The 21,280-nt window shown below is 68.8% G+C and carries 17 protein-coding genes; 10 read left to right on the top strand and 7 right to left on the bottom strand.

Features of this window, described 5'->3' with window-relative positions; genetic code table 11:
* Positions 1-16: 16 nt before the first annotated feature.
* Both ACQEV2_RS27745 and ACQEV2_RS27750 read right to left on the bottom strand, forming a co-directional pair.
* Complete coding sequence (locus tag ACQEV2_RS27745; RefSeq protein WP_433047024.1) at positions 17-838, bottom strand: hypothetical protein; 822 nt, start codon at positions 836-838, stop codon at positions 17-19.
* Positions 839-865: 27 nt separating this feature from the next.
* Positions 866-1,156, bottom strand: coding sequence for a hypothetical protein (locus tag ACQEV2_RS27750; RefSeq protein ID WP_433047027.1), 291 nt, complete (start codon positions 1,154-1,156; stop codon positions 866-868).
* A 376-nt stretch (positions 1,157-1,532) separates the two neighbouring features.
* Between ACQEV2_RS27750 and ACQEV2_RS27755 the strand changes: the two genes are divergently transcribed.
* The 9 genes from ACQEV2_RS27755 (at position 1,533) to ACQEV2_RS27795 (ending at position 13,531) form a co-directional block, all read left to right on the top strand.
* Entirely contained in the window at positions 1,533-3,725 is a 2,193-nt protein-coding gene (locus tag ACQEV2_RS27755) for an ABC transporter family substrate-binding protein (RefSeq protein WP_433047030.1), read from the top strand.
* Positions 3,726-3,873: 148 nt separating this feature from the next.
* A complete protein-coding gene (locus tag ACQEV2_RS27760) occupies positions 3,874-4,545 on the top strand; it encodes a hypothetical protein (protein WP_433047033.1) in 672 nt (223 codons plus the stop codon).
* A 137-nt stretch (positions 4,546-4,682) separates the two neighbouring features.
* Positions 4,683-6,590 (top strand): translational GTPase TypA, encoded by a 1,908-nt coding sequence (gene typA, locus ACQEV2_RS27765; protein WP_433047036.1) that lies wholly within the window; start codon positions 4,683-4,685, stop codon positions 6,588-6,590.
* 622 nt (positions 6,591-7,212) lie between these two features.
* The gene (locus tag ACQEV2_RS27770) at positions 7,213-8,841 is read left to right on the top strand and encodes a peptide ABC transporter substrate-binding protein (protein WP_433047039.1); all 1,629 of its coding nucleotides are present in this window, start codon (positions 7,213-7,215) and stop codon (positions 8,839-8,841) included.
* A gap of 153 nt (positions 8,842-8,994) precedes the next feature.
* Complete coding sequence (locus tag ACQEV2_RS27775) at positions 8,995-9,927, top strand: ABC transporter permease (RefSeq protein WP_433047042.1); 933 nt, start codon at positions 8,995-8,997, stop codon at positions 9,925-9,927.
* Complete coding sequence (locus ACQEV2_RS27780) at positions 9,920-10,861, top strand: ABC transporter permease (RefSeq protein ID WP_433047045.1); 942 nt, start codon at positions 9,920-9,922, stop codon at positions 10,859-10,861. Before ACQEV2_RS27775 ends, ACQEV2_RS27780 begins: the two co-directional genes overlap by 8 nt.
* An 11-nt stretch (positions 10,862-10,872) precedes the next feature.
* On the top strand, positions 10,873-11,931 hold the full coding sequence (locus tag ACQEV2_RS27785) for an ABC transporter ATP-binding protein (RefSeq protein ID WP_433047048.1): 1,059 nt from the start codon (positions 10,873-10,875) through the stop codon (positions 11,929-11,931).
* Positions 11,924-13,069: an ABC transporter ATP-binding protein gene (locus ACQEV2_RS27790; protein ID WP_433047051.1), complete on the top strand. Its 1,146-nt coding sequence runs from the start codon at positions 11,924-11,926 to the stop codon at positions 13,067-13,069. The genes ACQEV2_RS27785 and ACQEV2_RS27790 overlap by 8 nt, the downstream gene beginning before the upstream one ends.
* 186 nt (positions 13,070-13,255) lie before the next feature.
* Positions 13,256-13,531: a hypothetical protein gene (locus ACQEV2_RS27795; RefSeq protein WP_433047054.1), complete on the top strand. Its 276-nt coding sequence runs from the start codon at positions 13,256-13,258 to the stop codon at positions 13,529-13,531.
* On the opposite strand, the gene ACQEV2_RS27800 is transcribed toward ACQEV2_RS27795, so the two are convergent.
* The 5 genes from ACQEV2_RS27800 to ACQEV2_RS27820 are packed head-to-tail and all read right to left on the bottom strand — an operon-like array spanning position 13,501 to position 19,284.
* On the bottom strand, positions 13,501-14,478 hold the full coding sequence (locus ACQEV2_RS27800) for an ABC transporter ATP-binding protein (protein ID WP_433047057.1): 978 nt from the start codon (positions 14,476-14,478) through the stop codon (positions 13,501-13,503). The two genes, ACQEV2_RS27795 and ACQEV2_RS27800, sit on opposite strands and share 31 nt — an antisense overlap.
* Entirely contained in the window at positions 14,475-15,449 is a 975-nt protein-coding gene (locus ACQEV2_RS27805) for an ABC transporter ATP-binding protein (protein ID WP_433047060.1), read from the bottom strand. Before ACQEV2_RS27805 ends, ACQEV2_RS27800 begins: the two co-directional genes overlap by 4 nt.
* Positions 15,446-16,405, bottom strand: coding sequence for an ABC transporter permease (locus ACQEV2_RS27810; protein ID WP_433047063.1), 960 nt, complete (start codon positions 16,403-16,405; stop codon positions 15,446-15,448). The genes ACQEV2_RS27805 and ACQEV2_RS27810 overlap by 4 nt, the downstream gene beginning before the upstream one ends.
* Positions 16,402-17,454 (bottom strand): ABC transporter permease, encoded by a 1,053-nt coding sequence (locus ACQEV2_RS27815; RefSeq protein ID WP_433047066.1) that lies wholly within the window; start codon positions 17,452-17,454, stop codon positions 16,402-16,404. The genes ACQEV2_RS27810 and ACQEV2_RS27815 overlap by 4 nt, the downstream gene beginning before the upstream one ends.
* A 6-nt stretch (positions 17,455-17,460) precedes the next feature.
* Complete coding sequence (locus ACQEV2_RS27820) at positions 17,461-19,284, bottom strand: ABC transporter substrate-binding protein (RefSeq protein WP_433047069.1); 1,824 nt, start codon at positions 19,282-19,284, stop codon at positions 17,461-17,463.
* A 364-nt stretch (positions 19,285-19,648) separates the two neighbouring features.
* Between ACQEV2_RS27820 and ACQEV2_RS27825 the strand changes: the two genes are divergently transcribed.
* The gene (locus ACQEV2_RS27825; RefSeq protein ID WP_433047072.1) at positions 19,649-21,274 is read left to right on the top strand and encodes a peptide ABC transporter substrate-binding protein; all 1,626 of its coding nucleotides are present in this window, start codon (positions 19,649-19,651) and stop codon (positions 21,272-21,274) included.
* The last annotated feature ends 6 nt before the right edge of the window (positions 21,275-21,280 follow it).

The raw sequence follows: 21,280 nt of genomic DNA on the forward strand, positions 1-21,280 counted from the left end.
TCAGTCCCCACCAAATCTAGAAGAAGCGCGGATCGTCGAAGACCCCGGACGCGACGAGATAGACGTAGAAGTCGGCGAGCGCCACGCTCACCAGCGACGTCCAGGCGAGCAGCATGTGGCGGGCGTTGAGCTTCCCGATCCACTGCCACATCCGGTAACGCACGGGGTGCTTGGAGAAGTGCTTGAGCTTGCCGCCGACGATGTGCCGGCAGGAGTGACAGGAGAGGGTGTACGCCCAGATCAGCACGATGTTGACGAGGAAGACGAGCGTGCCGAGGCCCATATGGCCCCACTCGTAGTTCTCGTCGCGGAAGGCGAGCACCGTGTCGTACGTCAGGATCCCGGCGACCGGGATCGCGGCGTAGAAGAAGTACCGGTGGATGTTCTGCAGGATCAGCGGGAACCGGGTCTCACCGGAGTACTTCTTGTGCGGCTCCGCCACCGCGCAGGCCGGGGGCGACATCCAGAAGCCGCGGTAGTAGGCCTTGCGGTAGTAGTAGCAGGTCAGGCGGAAGCCGAGCGGGAAGATCAGGATGATGATCGCAGGAGAGATGCCCCACCAGCTCCCGAACAGCTCCCAGTTCGGCCCGGCGCGCATGGGCTCGCAGTTCTCCGCCAGACAGGGCGAGTAGAACGGGGAGACGTACGGCGCCGCGTAGTAGTCCGCGTTGGCGAAGGCCCGCCACGTCGAGTACACGACGAAGGCCAGCAGACCGGCCGCGGTGGCGGCCGGGGCCAGCCACCAGCGGTCGGTCCGCAGATGCGGGGCGGCGATCGCGGCGCGCGTACCGGTTCGTACGCCGCCGCTGTTCAGATGGGGTTCCGTACCAGTGGCCAATGCAATGACTCCGGTCGGGTGTGGGTTCTAGGGGGCGTGGCGGTCCCGGGCGCCTAGACCCTCGTCATCCGTGTCGATCCACAGAGAGTCGTCGTACGGCGTGTCGGGGATGGTGACGAGCTCGGGTTTGCGCTGCGGGGTCGGGCTCGCGGCCGCCTCCCGCAGCAGCGCGACGCTCTCGCGCAGATGGTTGGCGTCGGTCCGGACGCGGCGCATCTCCAGACCGGCGGTGCCGAGCTGCTTCTCCAGGCGGCCCACGGACCGGGCCAGGTCGTCGAGACAGCGCTGGACAGTTGTCAGGTCGTCTTGCACGGACATGACGTGACCTCACTTCCGCGGGCCCTTCGGCCCTGGGTGGCAACGTTCATGCGCCTGCGAGTGTTGCGCGTCACACCTGTCGATGTGAAGGCATGTGCAGCGATTGGCGGATTGCATGCCTCCGACGCGCGCCCGCACGCGCTCTGTGTGCGCCGGGGAGCCGAGTGAGCGCGAGGGGCGCCTCGGCCCGCTACGCGTGGGGCTGCGTTGCTCCACACGAGTGGCCTTGTGCGCCCCGCCGCCGTGTCGTCTCCGCCCGGCGAACCCTTTCCTCTTCAGTGGGGGGCCGTAGATCTGATCAGCTCCAAAATACCGCCAAACGTGATCAAAACGTACACAACGCACCGGCGGGAGCCGCTCCCCGGAGGTACCAGAGATGTCCCACGACGGCGTCGGAACACGCTCGGTCATGCGGTCGGTCGCCGTCCTCGGCGCGAGCGCGCTCGCTGTGTCCCTGCTCGCCGGATGCAGTGACCCCGATCCGGCCGGAAAACCGCTGGCCGGGCAGGACATCGCACCGGCCGCCCGGGACCTGGTCGCCGACGGCGGCACGCTCCGGTGGGCCGTGGACGCCGTGCCGGAGACGCTGAACACCTTCCAGTCGGACGCCGACGCGACCACGACCCGGATCGCGCAGGCCACCCTGCCCTCGATGTTCCGGCTCGACGAGAGCGGGCGGCCGGAGCGCAACCCGGACTTCCTGGAGTCCGCCAAGATCGTCGAGACCGAGCCCAGACAGGTCGTCCTCTACAAGCTCAACCAGGCGGCCGTCTGGAGCGACGGCCGGGAGATCGGCGCCGCCGACTTCGCCGCCCAGTGGCGGGCCCTGTCCGGCAAGGACAGCGCCTACTGGACCGCCCGCAACGCCGGCTACGACCGCATCGAGAAGATCGAGCGCGGCAAGGGCGACCTGGAGATCCGGGTCACCTTCGGGCGGCCGTACGCCGACTGGCGGTCGCTGTTCTCGCCGCTGTACCCGAAGGACGTCATGGGCACGCCGGACTCGTTCAACGACGGGGCGCGGCGGAAGCTGAAGATCAGCGCCGGGCCGTTCGCCGTGAAGAAGATCGACCGCAAGGCCGACGAGGTCCGGCTCACCCGCAACCCCCGCTGGTGGGGAGAGCGGGCCAAGCTGCAGGAGATCGTGCTGCGGGCCGTGCCGCGCGACGAACGGGCCGCCGAACTGGCCGCCGGACAGCTCGACCTGGCCGAGATCGACCCCGGCGCGGCTCGGCGCATCGCGCTCGCCTCGCCGCCGCGGAGCGCCACCGCCAGTGCCGCCGGTTCGCCGGTCGGCTCGGCCTCGCCCCTGATGGGCCCCGACCGGCGCAAGCTGACCCCCAAACAGCGCCGGGACGTGGCCGCGTTCCGGGGCTTCGAGGTGCGTAAGTCCCTGGAACCGGCGTACACCCAGCTCGCCCTCAACGGTGCCGACGGTCCGCTCGCCGACGAACGGGTCCGGCGGGCCGTGGCCCGCGCGCTCGACCGCGAGGAACTCGCGAAGCTGGTCCTCGCCCCGCTCGGCCTGCCCGCCCAGCCGGTCGGCAGCCACCTCGCGCTGTCCGGCCAGGCCGCGTACGCCGACAACAGCGGCGCGATCGGCGACCAGGACACCGAGGAGGCACAGGCGCTGCTCGCGGATGCCGGGTGGGTGCAGGGCGGGCCGATCAAGGAGGGCAAGAAGGGGGAGAAGGCGGCCGGGCCGGAGGGGAAGAAGGCCGGGAAGGGCGACGAGGGCGAGAAGGCCGACGGGGCCGATAAAGCCGACAAGGCCGTCAAGGCCGACAAGGACTCGGATTCCTCGGGCGGGGACGACGGGACGTACATCGTCGGGCAGGACAACAAGGCGGACGGAGGCGAGGGCAGGGAGGGCCGCGAGGGGGCGCATCTCGCCCAGGACGGCAAGCAGTACGGCACCAAGCAGCTGGAGCAGGGCGGGGCGCCCGGCGCCTACGCCCCCCGGGGCACCGCCGCACCGGCGGGCGCGGCGGCCCGGCCGCTGGCGAAGGACGGCAAGCCGCTGCTGCTGCGCTTCGTGGTGCCGTCGGGGGAGGGCTCGCAGACGCTGCGGACGGTGGCGGACCGGATCGGCCTGATGCTGGAGCGGGTCGGTATCCGCACCGCGATCAGCAAGGTCTCGGACGAGAGCTACTTCAAGGACCACATCGCGTCCGGCCAGTACGACCTCGCCCTGTACTCCTGGCCCGCCTCCGCCTACCCCGCCACCGACGCCCGCCCCATCTACGCCAAGCCGGTCCCGGCCGCCGACGGCTCCCTGAACGTCGAGCAGAACTACACCCGGGTCGGCACCGACCAGGTCGACCAGCTCTTCGACCAGGCGATCGCCACGCTCGACGAGTCCGAGTCCCGCGCCCTGATCCGCAAGGCCGACTCCCGCATCTGGGCGGCGGCCGGCTCGATCCCCCTCTACCAGCGCCCCCAGCTGACAGCGGCGAGGAAGAGCCTCGCCAACGCTGGCGCCTTCGGTTTCCGGACGCCGGTGTACGAGGACATGGGGTTCCTGGAGAAGGGGGCGAAGGCGTCGGCGAGCGCGTCGTCGGGCGGCTGAAGCTGATAGGGGCCGTGTCTCAGAGATCGCTACCTCAGGGATCGCTCAAAGCCCTTGCCGCCCCCGCCCGGCGCCCGCACCATGAGTCCCACAGTGATCATGGTGCGGGCGTCGACCGCGTCCGCACCACGGGGGAGAGGCACCGATCATGCGGGGTACGGCACGACGGACCTGGACGGCGGGACTGGCGACGGTGGCGATGGCGGCGGGGCTCGCCGCCTGTACCGGGGACGAGAAGGACGACCCCAGGAGCAGCGGCAAGCGCGAGAAGGCTGTGGTGAAGGCGTGCGCCGACGGCACATTCACGTGGACCGGCGTCCGGCGGACGGACCGGCTGACCGGAGTCTCCGAGTCCCAGCGAGTCGGGGACGACGGCGCGATCAACGTGCAGATGGAGCGGGTGTACACCCCGAGGCCGGCCGTACGGGCCGAGGGGCCGGCCGTGTCCCCGGCGGAGGTCCTCTTCTCGCTCGGCAAGAGGATCGGCGAGATCGACTCCGACGCCCGCACCCTGGCGGAGGTGAGCGGCGATACCTGGGCCTTCACCGATGTGCACCTCGCAGCGCCGAAGCTGGAGAGCGGCTTGTCCAAGGTCACCGGTCCCGGGGAGCTCGTGGAGTATGCCGGAGTGAGGGAATGGGAAGGTGACTTCCGCTACACCTGCTCCGGCGGAAAGACCACCACGGGCCACGCCAGGAACTGGACCGTCGACATCGGCGGAGTCCTCTCCTGCCAGGAGTCCGTCGACGGTGACGGCCTCGCCCTTCAGGCCGCCCGCCGTTCCTGTGAGGAAGGCTCCCCGGCCCTCGAGGAAGCCTGATCCCCTCCGCCCGGCGAGCCCACGCCAGCGCGGCCCCGTACCATGGGGTGAGGCCGTGGCGTGTCCAGCCCGGCAGGGCCCGCGTAACACAGACGTACGCGAGAGCCGTCCTCACCACTCCGGGAGTACGCCGCAATATGGCCACGCGCCACGACATCCGCAACGTCGCCATCGTCGCCCACGTCGACCACGGCAAGACGACCATCGTCGACGGAATGCTGAAGCAGGCCGGTGCCTTCGCCGCCCACCAGCTCGACCAGGTCGACGACCGAATGATGGACTCGAACGACCTGGAGCGTGAGAAGGGCATCACGATCCTCGCCAAGAACACGGCGGTGAAGTACCACCCCAAGGACGGCGGCGACCCGATCACGATCAACATCATCGACACCCCCGGCCACGCCGACTTCGGTGGCGAGGTCGAGCGTGGTCTGTCGATGGTGGACGGGGTTGTCCTCCTCGTCGACGCCTCCGAGGGGCCGCTGCCGCAGACCCGCTTCGTGCTGCGCAAGGCGCTCCAGCAGCGGCTGCCGATCATCCTGTGCATCAACAAGACGGACCGGCCGGACTCCCGGATCGACGAGGTCGTCAATGAGACGTACGACCTCTTCCTCGACCTGGACGCCGACGAGGAGCAGATCGAGTTCCCGATCGTCTACGCCTGCGGCCGTGACGGCGTCGCGTCCCTCACCAAGCCGGAGGACGGGACCGTACCGGGCGACTCCACCAGCCTGGAGCCGTTCTTCTCGACCATCCTCGAGCACATCCCGGCCCCGACCTACGACGAGACCGCCCCGCTGCAGGCGCACGTCACCAACCTCGACGCCGACAACTTCCTCGGCCGTATCGCCCTGCTCCGCGTCCACCAGGGCGAGCTGAAGAAGGGCCAGACGGTCGCGTGGATGAAGCGTGACGGGTCCGTCAGCAATGTTCGGATCTCCGAGCTGATGATGACCGAGGCGCTGACCCGCAAGCCGGCGGAGAAGGCCGGGCCCGGCGACATCTGTGCCGTCGCCGGTATCCCCGACATCATGATCGGCGAGACCCTCGCCGACACCGAGAACCCGGTCCCGCTGCCGCTGATCACGGTCGACGAGCCCGCGATCTCCATGACCATCGGCACCAACACCTCCCCGCTGGTCGGCCGCGGCGGCACCGGCAAGGGCGCCGACGCGAAGGCGGCCGTGAAGGACCGCAAGGTCACCGCCCGCCAGGTCAAGGACCGCCTCGACCGCGAGCTCATCGGTAACGTCAGCCTCCGCGTCCTCGAGACCGACCGTCCCGACGCCTGGGAGGTCCAGGGCCGTGGTGAGCTCGCGCTCGCCATCCTCGTCGAGACCATGCGACGGGAAGGGTACGAGCTGACGGTGGGCAAGCCGCAGGTCGTCACCAAGGACGTCGACGGCAAGGTCTACGAGCCCGTCGAGCGCATGACGATCGACGTGCCCGAGGAACACATGGGCGCCGTCACGCAGTTGATGGGCGTGCGCAAGGGCCGTATGGACAACATGTCCAACCACGGCTCGGGTTGGGTGCGCATGGAGTTCGTGGTGCCCTCGCGCGGTCTCATCGGGTTCCGGACCGAGTTCCTGACCCAGACGCGTGGTACGGGTATCGCCCACTCCATCCACGAGGGCCACGAGCCCTGGTTCGGCGCTCTCCAGACGCGCAACAACGGCTCGCTGGTCGCCGACCGCGCCGGTGCCGTCACCGCGTTCGCGATGACGAACCTTCAGGAGCGCGGCGTGCTGTTCGTCGAGCCGGGCACCGAGGTGTACGAGGGCATGATCGTCGGCGAGAACTCCCGCTCCGACGACATGGACGTCAACATCACCAAGGAGAAGAAGCTCACCAACATGCGGTCGTCCACGGCCGATGTCGCCGAGTCGATCGTCCCGCCGCGCAAGCTGTCGCTGGAGCAGTCCCTGGAGTTCTGCCGCGACGACGAGTGCGTCGAGGTGACGCCGGAGGCCGTGCGCATCCGCAAGGTGAACCTGGACGCCCGCGAGCGCGCCCGCGCCGCGAGCCGCGCCAAGCACGGCTGACGCCGGCCCCCCTCCTGACACGACGACACCGGGCACCCGCTGAGCGGCGGGTGCCCGGTGTCGTCGTAGGGCCTTGTGGGAAGCCGCATCGGGCCGGAGAAGAGACGCAACGCGCGGGTAGGGAAAACCCTCTATTTACAAGAGAGGGGTCTGGTCTTCACGTGATGACCACTACGCTGCTGTCAACCCCCTGTGTCGCCGTCGGCGTACACGCAGGGTGACCGCAGAGCCTTGCCGCGAGCGCGCGCTGGATCCTCCATGCATGGATGCCGCGGTGGCCGCAATCGATTTTTCACGTCGATCCGTCCGGAATGCGGACGCTCACTCCCGATAGATGTGTAACAAGTCCGTTTCGCAGGGATCTTTCAGCAAACCCTTTGTCCGGATTTTGGAAGAAGTACGCGCCAGGTGTGATCGAACCGAGACCTTACGGGTGTGGTTCGGCCGTGTGGCAATGACAGATAGTTAGGCGCGTAGAGCTCGGAAGAACGAGTCACGCGCTGACGGGGCGCCGACTCGCGAGCGTGGGGGCACCAGACTTTCTTCGCTGCCGGTGACGGTAGCGGCAGCGTGTCTTGTGCGCCCCTTTGCGGTGAACCAATGGACTCATGAGGAGGAACCCATGCGCGGTGCCAAGAGCGCCAAGTGGGTCGCGATAGCCGCGGTTGTGGCCCTGGGCGCGACCGCCTGTGGTGGTGGAAGTGGTGACGGCGGGAGCGACAGCAAGGCCGCGATCGACCCGAACGGCAAGTTCTCGATCGAGGTCGGCGAGCCGCAGAACCCGCTGCAGCCGGCGAACACCATGGAGTCCAACGGAAGCATCGTCACGCGTGCTCTGTTCTCCACGCTCGTCGACTACGACAAGAGCGGCAAGATCGTCATGGTGAACGCCGAGTCGGTGGACACCAAGGACAACAAGACCTTCACGGTCAAGCTGAAGCAGGGCTGGAAGTTCCACGACGGCACCCCGGTGACCGCCGAGTCCTACGTCAAGGCGTGGAACTGGGCCGCCAACCCGGAGAACAAGCAGACCAACAGCTTCTGGTTCGCCGACATCAAGGGCTACTCCGACGTGGCCCCCGACAAGGGCAAGCCGAAGGCGACCGAGATGTCCGGTCTGAAGGTCGTCGACGACTCGACCTTCACCATCGAGCTCACCAGCCCGATCCCGTACTTCGTCTACAAGCTGGGCTACGAGGTCTTCTCGCCGCTGCCCGAGTCCTTCTACAAGGACCCGAAGGCCGCCGGTGAGAAGCCGGTCGGCAACGGCCCGTACAAGTTCGTCAGCTGGGACCACAAGAAGCAGATCGAGGTCGCCCGCTACGACGACTACCAGGGTCCGAACAAGGCCAAGAACGGTGGTGTGATCTTCAAGAACTACACCAACCTGGAGACGGCCTACGAGGACCTGAAGTCCGGCAACGTCGACGTCCTGCGCCAGATCGCGCCCAAGGACCTGCCCGTCTACAAGACGGACCTCGGCGACCGCGCCGTGGACCAGGCCTACTCCGCGGTCCAGACGATCGCCCCCGCCTTCTACACCAAGCAGTGGAAGGACATCGACCCCAAGGTCCTGCAGGGCCTGTCGATGGCGATCGACCGCGACACCATCACCAAGACGGTGCTTCAGGGCACCCGTGAGCCCGCCACCGGCTGGGTCGCCAAGGGTGTCCTCGGCTACCAGCCGGACCTGGGCACCGACATCTTCAAGTACGACGCTGCCAAGGCCAAGCAGCTCATCAAGGAGGGCGGCGGCGTTCCCGGCAACGCCATCTCCATCCAGTTCAACGCCGACGGCGGCCACAAGGAGTGGGTGGAGGCGGTCTGCAACTCCATCACCAAGGCCACCGGCGTGAAGTGCACCGGCGACTCCAAGGCGGACTTCCAGGCCGACCTCAACGCGCGTGACGCGCAGGAGGTCAAGTCCATGTACCGCTCGGGCTGGGTGCTGGACTACCCCTTCAACGCCAACTTCCTGCGTGACCTGTTCGGCACCAAGTCCGCCGGCAACCAGAGCGGCTTCTCCAACAAGGAGATCGACACTCTGATCACCCAGGCCGACGCCGCCAAGACGCAGGACGAGTCGGAGAAGCTGTACCAGGAGCTGGAGAAGAAGCTCCCCGAGTACATGCCGAGCATTCCGCTCTGGTACTACAAGGTCAACGCGGGCTACTCGGAGAACGTCACCGGCGTCGCGTACGCCCAGGACGGCGACCCGATCCTGACCGGCGTTCAGGTCAAGAAGAAGTAACCGCTGACAGCCCGCGATCCCGGGAGCCGCGCCGAACGGCGCCGCTCCCGGGGGGACGGCAGCGGCTGGGGGGCCCTTTCCACACGCATCCTTAGCGGGTGCGCGTGGAAAGGGCCCGTCGGCTGCCGCTGCTGGAATTGACATGGAGGCACGATGGGGCGCTACGTCGCACGACGACTGCTCCAGATGATCCCGGTGTTCTTCGGGACAACCCTGCTGATCTTTCTCATGGTCTACGCCCTGCCCGGCGACCCCGTGCGAGGGCTCTTCGGCGACAAGGCCGGCAGCCCGCAGGTGATTGCGGCCCTGAGGCATGAGTACGGCCTGGACCAGCCGATCCTGGTGCAGTACTTCGACTACATGAAGGGCATGCTTCTGCACGCCGACTTCGGCACGCAGATCGCCAGCGGCCGCCCCGTCACCGACGTGCTGGGCGACGCCTTCCCCGTGACCCTGCGACTCGCCTCGCTCGCCTTCGCCATCGAGGTCGTCCTGGGCATCGCGCTGGGTGTCGTGGCGGGCATGCGCGCCGGACGCCTGACGGACAACGTGATCCTCGTGGTCGCCCTGCTGTTCATCTCGGTGCCGGTCTTTGTGCTCGGCTACATCCTCAAGGTGGTCTTCGCCTTCGAGCTGGGCTGGCTGCCGCCGAACGTCAACGACTCCATGAACTACAACGAGTTGCTGATGCCGGCGATTGTGCTGGCAGCCGCGTCACTGGCCTATGTGACCCGGCTGACCCGGACCTCGATCGCCGAGAACCTGCGCGCCGACTACATCCGCACCGCGATCGCCAAGGGCCTGCCCAAGCGCCGTGTGGTGGGCGTCCACCTGATGCGCAACTCGCTGATCCCCGTGGTCACTTACCTGGGCATCGACATCGGCGCGCTGATGGGCGGCGCCGTCGTCACCGAGGGCCTGTTCAACATCCAGGGGGTCGGAGGCACCATCTACGAGTCCATCGTGCGCCGCGAGGGAACCACTGTGGTCGGACTGGTGACCATCCTGGTCCTCGTCTACCTCCTCGCCAGCCTGCTCGTCGACCTGCTCTACGCGGTCCTGGACCCGAGGATTCGCTATGCCTGACGTCACCAAGACCGCCGTGGCGGCGCAGGACGCGGCCGTCGCCGCCGAAATCGCCCCGCAGCCGGCCAAGCCGGAGAAGGCCCGCAGCCTCTGGGGTGACGCCTGGGCCGATCTGCGCCGCAGCTGGATCTTCCTGATCTCCAGCGCGCTGATCTTCATCCTGCTGCTGATCACCTTCTTCCCGGGGATGTTCTCCAGCACGGACCCGATCCTCGGCGACCTGGCCAAGCACTATCTGCAGAAGCCCAGGCTGGGCAACATCGGCGACCCCGACTGGCTCGGCTACGACCAGCAGGGCCGCAGCGTCTACGCCCGTGTCATCTACGGCACCCGGGCCTCCATCGCGGTCGGCTTCGGCACCACCGTCCTCGTCACGCTGCTCGGCGGGTTCGTCGGCATGATCGCCGGGTACTTCGGCGGTGTCGTCGACGCGGTCCTGTCGCGCATCACGGACGTGTTCTTCGGTATCCCGTTCCTGCTCGGCACCATGGTCGTGCTCAACTCCTTCCAGGACCGCACGACCTGGGTCGTCATCGGCGCGCTCGGCTTCTTCGGCTGGACGCAGATCTGCCGCGTGATGCGCGGTGCGGTCATCACCACCAAGCAGTCCGACTACGTGCAGGCCGCCAAGGCCCTGGGCGCGAGCACCCCGCGGATCATGTTCCGGCACATCCTGCCGAACACCCTCGCCCCGGTGATCGTCGTCGCCACCATCTCGCTCGGCGTCTACATCGCCGCCGAGGCCACGCTGTCCTTCCTGGGCCTCGGCCTGAGCGGCGTCTCGTGGGGCAACGACATCTCCGACGGCGGCAACCAGATCCGCGTCGCCCAGTGGATCATGCTGTACCCGTCGATCATGCTCAGCATCACGGTGCTGGCGTTCATCATGCTCGGTGAGGCCGTCCGCAACGCCCTCGACCCGAAGATGCGCTGAGGGAGGCGTACGTGACCATCATCGAAGAAGTCGTCCCCGTGCCGTCGCCCCGCGACGGTGACGGCGACGGTACCCCGCTGCTCGAAGTGCGTGACCTGCACGTCGAGTTCCACACCCGCGAGGGTGTCGCCAAGGCTGTCAACGGCGTCAACTACAGCGTGAACGCGGGCGAGACGCTCGCCGTGCTCGGCGAGTCCGGCTCCGGCAAGTCCGTCACCGCCCAGGCCATCATGGGCATCCTCGACATGCCGCCGGCGAGGATCCCGCAGGGCGAGATCCTCTTCCGCGGCCAGGACATGCTGAAGATGTCCGGCGAGGAGCGCCGCAAGATCCGCGGCCAGCGCATCGCCATGATCTTCCAGGACGCGCTGTCCTCGCTGAACCCGGTCCTGACCGTCGGCTACCAGCTCGGCGAGATGTTCCGAGTCCACCAGGGCATGTCCAAGAAGGACGCCAAGGTCAAGGCGATCGAGCTGATGGACCGGGTGAAGATCCCGGCCGCCGCGGCCCGCGTCAACGACTACCCGCACCAGTTCTCGGGCGGTATGCGCCAGCGCATCATGATCGCGATGGCACTCGCCCTGGAGCCGGACCTGATCATCGCCGACGAGCCCACCACGGCCCTCGACGTGACGGTCCAGGCCCAGGTCATGGACCTGCTCGCGGAGTTGCAGCGCGAGTACAACATGGGTCTCATCCTGATCACCCACGACCTCGGCGTGGTCGCCGACGTCGCGGACAAGATCGCGGTGATGTACGCGGGGCGCATCGTGGAGCGCGCCCCGGTCCACGAGCTGTACAAGCGCCCCGCGCACCCGTACACCAAGGGCCTGCTGGAGTCGATCCCGCGCCTGGACCAGAAGGGCCAGGAGCTGTACGCGATCAAGGGGCTGCCGCCCAACCTGCTGCGCATTCCGACCGGTTGCGCCTTCAACCCGCGCTGCCCCCAGGCCCAGGACGTCTGCCGTACCGACATCCCGGTCCTGAACCCGGTCGCCGAGCGGGACGGCACCGAGCTGGCCGGCCGCGGCTCGGCCTGCCACTTCTGGAAGGAGACGATCCATGGCTGAGCTCAGCAAGAACGACGAGCCGCAGGACGCCACGCCGAACGTCTCCGAGGTCGAGGTCGTCGACGCGCACTCCGAGTCCGAGGCGGTCGCCGCGATCGAGGCGCCCGTCGAGCGGGGCGAGCCGATCCTGCAGGTGCGCAACCTGGTGAAGCACTTCCCGCTCACCCAGGGCATCCTGTTCAAGAAGCAGGTCGGCGCGGTCAAGGCCGTCGACGGCGTGTCCTTCGACCTGTACCAGGGCGAGACCCTCGGCATCGTGGGCGAGTCGGGTTGTGGCAAGTCCACCGTCGCCAAGCTCCTGATGAACCTGGAGCGGGCGACGGCCGGCGAGATCTTCTACAAGGGCCAGGACATCACCAAGCTGTCCGGGCGCGCGCTGAAGGCGGTCCGCCGCAACATCCAGATGGTGTTCCAGGATCCGTACACCTCGCTCAACCCCCGTATGACGGTGGGTGACATCATCGGGGAGCCGTTCGACATCCACCCCGAGGTGGCCCCGAAGGGCGACCGCCGCCGCAAGGTCCAGGAGCTCCTGGACGTGGTCGGCCTCAACCCCGAGTACATCAACCGCTACCCGCACCAGTTCTCCGGCGGCCAGCGCCAGCGCATCGGCATCGCGCGCGGTCTGGCTCTGAACCCCGAGATCATCATCTGCGACGAGCCGGTGTCGGCGCTGGACGTGTCGGTCCAGGCGCAGGTCATCAACCTGATGGAGCGACTGCAGGACGAGTTCAACCTGTCCTACATCTTCATCGCCCATGACCTGTCGATCGTCCGGCACATCTCGGACCGCGTCGGTGTGATGTACCTCGGCAAGATGGCCGAGATCGGCACCGACGAGCAGATCTACGACCACCCGACGCACCCCTACACCCAGGCGCTGCTGTCGGCGGTCCCGGTCCCCGACCCGGACGCCCGCGAACACCGCGAGCGGATCATCCTCACCGGCGACGTCCCGTCCCCGGCCAACCCGCCGTCGGGCTGCCGGTTCCGCACCCGCTGCTGGAAGGCCCAGGACAAGTGCGCCGAGGAGGTCCCGCTGCTGGCGGTCCCGGAGCGCTTCCAGGGCGAGGACACGCCGGCGGCTCATGAGTCGGCCTGCCACTTCGCCGAGGAGAAGGACGTCGTCCACGCGTAGCGTCTGCGACGGCTTGGCCATTGTTCCCGGTTCCCCTCGTTGTAGGGGTGCCGGGAACTGGCGTTCTGGGCGGCGGTTGTGCGTTTTGTGCGGTGCCGCTGGGGCTGGTCGCGCAGTTCCCCGCGCCCCTTTCGGGGCGCGTCCTTGCACAGGGAGAGGCAATGGAGGGGCTGGTGGAACGGCCCGATGTACGTCGTCGTCGAACAGTCCCCGGCGATGAGCGGCGACCGGCACGACCGGATGCTCCCCGGCCTCCACCACCTCGCCTTCCACGCCGGTTCACGTGACCAGGTCGACACGCTCGCCGAAGCCGCCCCCGCGCATGGCCGGCAGCTGCTCCTCGCCGACCGCTACCCGTACGCGGGGCTCCGACCACTTCGCGGCCTGTCTCGTCAACTCGGACGGCTGCGGGGTCGATCTGGTCGCCGCCGTCACGCCGTGATGCTCGCCCGCGCCCAGTGACAAGCCACCTGCGCCTGCGCACCCCCGCCGAGCACCCCCGGATCCTCCGCCCGGCACGCATCGGCCACCCCCGCCCGCTCGGCCTCCCCACTCGCCAGCACCTGGCACCGAGCGTGGAAACGGCACCCGGACGGAATGCGGGACGGGTCCGGCGGCTCGCCGGTCAGGACGACCGGGTCGCCCGGTGCCTCCGGCAGGACCGACAGCAACGCCTGCGTGTACGGATGCCGCGGCGCCGTCAGCACCTGCTCCACGTCCCCCGTCTCCACGATCCGGCCCAGGTACATCACCGCCACCCGGTCCGCGATGTTCCACGCCAGACCCAGGTCGTGCGTCACCACCAGCGCCGACAGGCCGAGGTCGGTGCGCAGCCGTAGCAGCAGGGCGAGGATCTCGCCGCGTACGGAGGCGTCGAGGGAGGCCACCGGCTCGTCGGCGACGAGGAGTTCGGGTTCGAGGACCAACGCTCCGGCGATGACGACCCGTTGACGCTGGCCTCCGGACAGTTCGTGCGGGTAGCGCAGGAAGAAGCGCTCGGGGGGCCGCAGCCCGGCGCGGGACAGGGCCCCCGCCACGGCCGTACGCTCGTCGCCGCCATGGCCGTGGATCCGCAGGCCCTCCGCCACCGCGTCGTACACGGTGTGCCGTGGGTTCAGCGACCCGGTCGGGTCCTGGAGGACCAGCTGGACGCGCCGCCGGTACGCCTTCAGGGCCCGCGAGGAGTAACGCAGTTGCTCGCCGTCGAACACCACCCGCCCCTGCGTCGGCGGCACGAGGCCGAGCAGTGCGCGGGCCAGCGTCGTCTTGCCGCAGCCGGACTCGCCCACCAGCGCCACGATCTCGCCGGCGCCGATGTCGAGGTCGACGCCGTCCACCGCGCGGGCGGGCGGGGCGCCGTGCCGGCCGGGGTAGGTGATGTGCAGGCCTTGTGCGCTCAGGAGGGTCATGGTCGGCTCCTCGCGTCCTGGGGCGCCCGTACATGCACACACGCCGCCCGGCGGTTCTCGTCGGCCTCCCGCAGGTGCGGGTCGTCCACCGCGCAGGACTCCAGCGCGACCGGACAGCGCGGGTGGAAGGCGCAGCCGGAGGGGACGGCGGACGGGTCCGGCGGGTCGCCGGGCAGGCCGCGCGGGGCGAAGCGTGATGACGGGTCGCCGATTCTCGGGAACGCCTCCGACAGTGCCTTGCCGTAGGGGTGCCGGGCGTCCTCGTAGACCGTGCGCGCGGGGCCCTCCTCGACCACTCGGCCCGCGTACATCACCGCCAGCCGGTCGCAGGTGTCGGCGAGGACCGCCAGGTCGTGACTGATCGCGATCAGGCCCAACTGCTGCTCCGTGACGAGTTGTTCGATCAGGCGGAGGATCTGCGCCTGGATCATCACGTCCAGCGCGGTGGTCGGCTCGTCGGCGATGATGAGGCGGGGGTCGCAGGCCAGGGCCATAGCGATCATCACGCGCTGGCGCTGGCCACCCGACAACTCGTGCGGGTACGCCGATGCGCGTGCCGCCGGGAGCCCCACCTGCTCCAGTAGTTCCCCGGCCCTCTTCTTGGCGCCCGCCGGAGTCGCCTTCCGGTGCAGCAGGATCGGCTCGGCGATCTGGTCGCCGACGCGGTGGACGGCGTTCAGCGAGTGCATCGCGCCCTGGAAGACGATGGAGGCCCCGGCCCAGCGCACCGCCCGCACCCGGCCCCACTTCATGGTGAGGACGTCCTCGCCGTCCAGCAGGATCTCTCCGCTGATCCGGGTCCCGGCCGGCAGCAGCCGCAGCAGGGCGAGGGCGAGCGTGGACTTGCCGCAGCCCGACTCGCCGGCGATACCGAGCTTCTGCCCGGCCGCCAGCGTCAGGTCGACGCCCCGCACGGCGGCTGCCCCGCCCGGATAGGTCACCTCCAGATTCCGGACCTCCAGGAGCGTCAACGCCCCACCCCCAACCTCGGATTCAGCACCGACTCCACCGCCCGCCCGCACAGCGTGAACGCCAGTGCCACCACCGCGATCGCGATGCCCGGCGGCACCAGATAGCACCAGTTCCCGGAGCTGACCGCGCCCGCCTCGCGGGCGTCCTGGAGCAGCCCGCCCCACGAGACGACGGTCGGGTCGCCCAGGCCCAGGAAGGCGAGCGTCGCCTCGGCGAGGATGGAGGACGAGATCATCAGCGTCGTCTGGGCGAGCACCAGCGGCATGACGTTGGGCAGCACATGCCGCGACATGATGTGCCAGTGCCCGCCGCCCAGTGCCGTCGCCCGTTCGATGTACGGCCGTGACTCCACCGCCAGCGTCTGCGCCCGCACCAGCCGGGCCGTGGTCGGCCAGGAGGTCACGCCGATCGCCAGGACGACGGTGCCCAGCGAGCGGGACATCACGGTGGCCAGCGCGATGGCGAGGACCAGGGTCGGCATCACCAGGAACCAGTCGGTGATCCGCATCAGCACGGTGCCGTACGCCCCTTTGAAGTGCCCCGCGGTGATGCCGACCAGCGTGCCGATCGCCACCGACAGCGCCGCGGCGAGCAGCCCGACGAGCAGCGACACCCGCGAGCCCCACACCACCAGGCCCAGCAGATCCCGCCCGAACCGGTCGGTGCCCAGGGGGAATTCCGCGCTCGGGCCCTCCATCGGCTGTCCCGGCGCCCCGGTCACGCCGGCCACGTCGGAGCCGACCGTGAGCGGGGCGGTCAGCGCCAGCAGCGCGAACACGGCGAGGGCCACCAGGCCCACCAGCCCTGCGCGATGGGTGCGGTATTCCTTCCAGAAGCGTGCGGCGGACCGGCGCCGCCGCTGCCAGGCGAGCGCGCGCGGACCGGCCGGCCGCGCCTCGGTCCCGGTCGTCCCGGCCGTCCCGGTCGCCTTGGGCCCATCGGTCTCGGTCGTCATCGGCCCACCCGGGGGTCGAGCAGTGGATAGACCAGGTCGGCCAGGGTGTTCATGACGATCACCGCCGCTGCGAAGAAGAGGAACAGGCCCTGGACGAGGGGCAGATCGGGGACGCTCAGCGCCTGGTAGAACAGGCCACCGAGGCCCGGCCAGGAGAACACCGTCTCCACCAGGATCACCCCCGCCACCGTCCGGCCCAGGTTGACGAAGACCAGCGTCACCGTCGGCAGCAGCGCGTTCGGCACGGCATGCCGGCGCCGGACCAGGTCGTCCCGCAGGCCCTTGGCGCGGGCGGTCGTCAGATAGTCGCTGCCCATCTCGTCGAGGAGCGCCGAGCGGGCCACCAGCAGGGTCTGGCCGTACTCGACGGCGAGCAGCGTGACGACGGGCAGGATCAGATGGTGGGCGACATCGAGGACGTACGCGAAGCCCTCCTCGCCGCCGGACTCCATGCCGCCGGTCGGGAACAGCCCGGGAATCGGGCCGACCCCCACCGAGAACACGATGATGAGCAGCAGGCCCAGCCAGAACGACGGGACCGAGTAGAGCGTCAGCGCCAGACCGGTGTTCAGCCGGTCGCCGAGCCCGCCGTGGCGCCAGGCCGAGCGCGTGCCGAGGACGATGCCGAGCAGGGTGTACAGGACGAACGCGGTGCCGGTGAGCAGCAGGGTGTTGGGCAGCGCCTCGGAGATCTTGTCGACGACGGGCGCCCGGAACTGGTACGACGTCCCCAGATCTCCGGTGAGCGCCTTGCCGCAGTAGTCGGTGAACTGCTGCCACAGCGGCAGGTCGAGCCCGAACTCCTTGCGGTAGGCGGCGAGTTGCTCGGCGGAGATGGGGCGGCCGCCCGTCATGGTCTTGACGGGGTCGCCGGGGATCAGCCGGAACAGGAAGAACCCGGTGACGAGGACGGCGAGCAGGGAGACGGCGGCGCCGCCCACCTTCCCTGCGCCGTACCGCAGATAGTGCGTGGTGGTGCGCGCCCGCGGTCCTCGGACCGCGGGCGCGGCGGCCTTGACGGCCTCGGCGGAGGGTGCGTCGGCGGTCATCGGCTGCTACTCGCGCTCCTCGGCGGTGGCCCGGCGGCGCAGCGCGAAGAGCGCACCCGCACCGACCAGGACGGCGGCGCCGACGGCGATCCCGATGACGACGCCCGTCGAGCCGGAGCCGTCGGAGGAGCTGTCGGAGTCCGCCGGGGTCGCCGACCACCAACTCCAGTAGCCGTCCTGCCCGTAGATGTTGCCCGCCTTCGCGGGCATCGTCGTGATCGACTTGATCTGGTCCGTGCGGTAGGCCTCGACCGCGTTCGGATACGCCATGACGTTCATGTACCCGAGGTCGTACAGCCGTGACTCCATCTGCTTGACGATGTCCGCCCGTTTGGCGGGGTCGTACTCGGCGAGCTGCCGCGCGTACAGGTCGTCGTACTTCTTGTCGCAGATGAAGTTGTCGGTCGCGCCCGTGTCCTTCGGGGTCGCGGGCAGGGCGGCGCAGGTATGGATCGACAGCACGAAGTCGGGGTCGGGGTTGACGGACCAGCCGTCGAAGGCGAGGTCGTAGTTCCCCGCGAGCCAGGGATCGCTGACGTTGTCCAGGCAGTCGAGGGTCATGCCGATGCCGAGATCGCCCCACCATTCCTTCAGGTACTGGCCGACCGCCTTGTCGTTGGGGTCGGTGGCGTGGCACAGGACGCGGTAGTTGATGGGCTTGCCGTCCTTGCCGACGCGCTTGCCGTCGCCGTTCTTCTTGTAGCCGGCCTGGTCGAGGAGTTGGGCGGCCTTGGCGGGGTCGTGGGCGAGTTCCTGCCCGTCGGCCGGCTTCCAGAAGTACGGGGAGAAGCGGGGCGGGATGTAGCCCTCGCCCTGCACCGCGTGCCCCTGGAACACCTTGTCGATGATGGTCTCGCGGTCGACGGCCATGAACAGGGCGTGCCGCACCCGCTCGTCCAGCAGGGAGGGGTGGCCGTCACCGAACTTCTGGCCGTTCTTCGCCCGTGCCCCGGGGTTGACCGCGAGGGCGTAGAAGCGGCGGCCCGGGGCGTCGTTGACGTGGATGTTCTCCTCGCCCTTGAGGGAGGCCGCCTGAGCGGGCGTGAGTGCGGGCGCCCCGGCGACGAAGGAGACCTCGCCCTTGCGCAGGGCGGCGACCGCGGCGTCCTGGTCCTTGTAGTACCGGAAGACCAGCTCGTCGAACTTGGGGGCCCCGCGCCAGAAGTTCTTGTTGGCCTTCAGGCGCACATAGCTGTCGGGCTTGTAGTCGGTGAGGATGAACGGCCCGTTCCCGACGATGGGGAACTTCTTGTCGTTGTTGAACTCCGAGAAGTCGCCGACCTTCTCCCAGATGTGCTTCGGCACGATCGGCACGTCCAGCGCCGTCATCGTGGCCTGCGGCTTCTTCAGCTCGACGACCAGCTTGGTCGGGCTCGGGGCCGTCACCTTCCTGAAGTTGGCGACGAAGCTGCCGTTGGCGGTGGCCGCGCCCTCGTCGGTCATCATCGTGTTGAACGTCCACGCCGCGTCCTCGGCGGTGGCCTGCCGGCCGTCCGACCACTTGGAGTTGGAGCGGATCGTGTACGTCCAGGTCAGCTTGTCCGGTGACGACTCCCACTTGGTCGCCAGGGCCGGGACGGCGTGGGCGTCCTTGGGGTCGTAGTTCGTGAGGTACTCGTACATCAGCCGGTGGATGCTGGTGCTGAGGAGCCGCGACGCCAGGAAGGGGCTCAGTGAGTCGACGCTCTGCGCGACCGCGACGGTGAGGACCTTGTCGCCGTCCGCAGCCACCGCCTGATGCGGCACGAGTCCGGCCGCCAGTGTCAGGGTGGCTGCTCCGGCCGCGGCGAGGAGCCGCCGCGCTCTGCTGTGCTGCTCGTGAGTGCTCATGGTCGTGACCTCGCGTCATCGCTTGCACAGGGACGGCTTGTTGGACTGTGAGCTTGGGCTGTCAGCGCTTTTACTGCGCGCGTGAACAGTGCATGAAACCCCATCTGGCCTGCGGGAAAAGCGAAGTGATGAGATTGAGACAGCCATTGGTCCACACCGGTGAAGAGCCGCTGGTGGCGCCCTGACGGGCAGATCGCCGGCTTCCGGACCGGACACCGCGCCGGCTTCCGGACCGCGCGGTTGCCGCCGAACGGGCTAACGGCGCCCCAGATGGCTGCCGTGCGCATGCACAGTCCCGCACGGCTGCCGATATTTGCTGCCAGGGCGCGGCGAAACAGGGGCGGCGCCGTCACGAGGAGGCACCATGCGCACAGCCACGTACGCCGGACGGGCCGCATGCGCGGTGGCGGTCGCCCTCGCGGCGACGGCCTGCGGAGGCGGGGGCGGCAGCGGTGCCGACGGCGGCGCGGTGCTCAGCTCCTCCTGGACCGATCCGCAGAACCCGCTGGAGCCGGCCAACACCAACGAGGTGCAGGGCGGCAAGGTGCTCGACATGATCTTCCGCGGGCTGAAGCGGTACGACCCCAGGACCGGCGAGGCCGAGGACATGCTCGCCGAGCGGATCGAGACCACCGACTCGCGGAACTACACCATCACCGTCAAGGACGGCTGGACCTTCAGCAACGGCGAGAAGGTCACCGCCCGGTCCTTCGTGGACGCCTGGAACTACGGGGCGAGCCTGCAGAACAACCAGAAGAACGCCTACTTCTTCGGCTACATCGAGGGCTACGACCAGGTCCACCCGGAGAAGGGCGCACAGCGCTCCGAGACGATGTCCGGGCTGAAGGTGCTCGACGACCGCACCTTCACCGTCAGGCTCAGCCAGAAGTTCTCCAGCTTCCCCGACACCCTCGGCTACAACGCCTTCGTGCCGCTGCCACGGGCGTTCTTCGACGACCACCCCGGCTGGCTGGCCAAGCCCGTCGGCAACGGGCCGTACACCGTGGAGTCGTACACCAAGGGCGCCGAGATGCGCCTGACGAAGTGGGACGCCTACCCGGGCGACGACGCGGCCCGCAACGACGGCGTCACCCTCAAGGTCTACACGGACAACAACACGGCCTACACCGACCTGCTGGCCGGCAACCTCGACCTGGTCGACGACGTACCGGCACAGCAGCTGAAGAACGTCGAGAAGGACCTCGGCGACCGGTACCTCAACACCCCGGCCGGCATCATCCAGACGCTGGCGTTCCCCCACTACGACAAGAACTGGAACAAGGCCGGCTCGGTCAAGGTCCGTCAGGGGCTGTCCCGGGCGATCGACCGCGAGCAGATCACCAAGACCATCTTCCAGGGGACCCGCACCCCCGCCACCGACTGGACCTCACCCGTCCTCGGCAAGGACGGCGGCTACAAGGCGGGCCTGTGCGGCCAGTGGTGCGAGTACGACGCCGCCGCGGCGAAGCGGCTGATCAAGGAGGGTGGCGGGCTGCCCGGCGGGCAGGTGAAGATCACGTACAACGCGGACACGGGCTCCCACAAGCTGTGGGTGGACGCCGTGTGCAACTCCATCAACAATGCCCTGGACAACGACCGGGCCTGCGTCGGCAATCCGATCGGCACCTTCGCCGACTTCCGTAGCAAGTCCACCACGCAGAAGCTCTCCGGCCCGTTCCGGGCGGGCTGGCAGATGGACTACCCGCTGACCCAGAACTTCCTCCAGCCGCTCTACTACACGGGCGCCTCCTCCAACGACGGCAAGTGGTCGAGCGAGGAGTTCGACAGGCTCGTCGACCGGGCGAACGCCGAGACCGACCCCGCGAAGGCCGTGGAGATGTTCCAGAAGGCCGAGGAGGTCGTCCGGGACAACATGGCGGCCATCCCGCTGTGGTACCAGAACGGCAGCGCCGGCTGGTCGGAGCGGCTGTCCAACGTGGCCCTGAACCCCTTCAGCGTCCCCGTCTACAACGAGATCAAGGTCGGCTGAGCCCGC

Origin of the sequence: Streptomyces sp. CA-251387, assembly GCF_050936625.1 — a bacterium.
Taxonomy (GTDB): domain Bacteria; phylum Actinomycetota; class Actinomycetes; order Streptomycetales; family Streptomycetaceae; genus Streptomyces.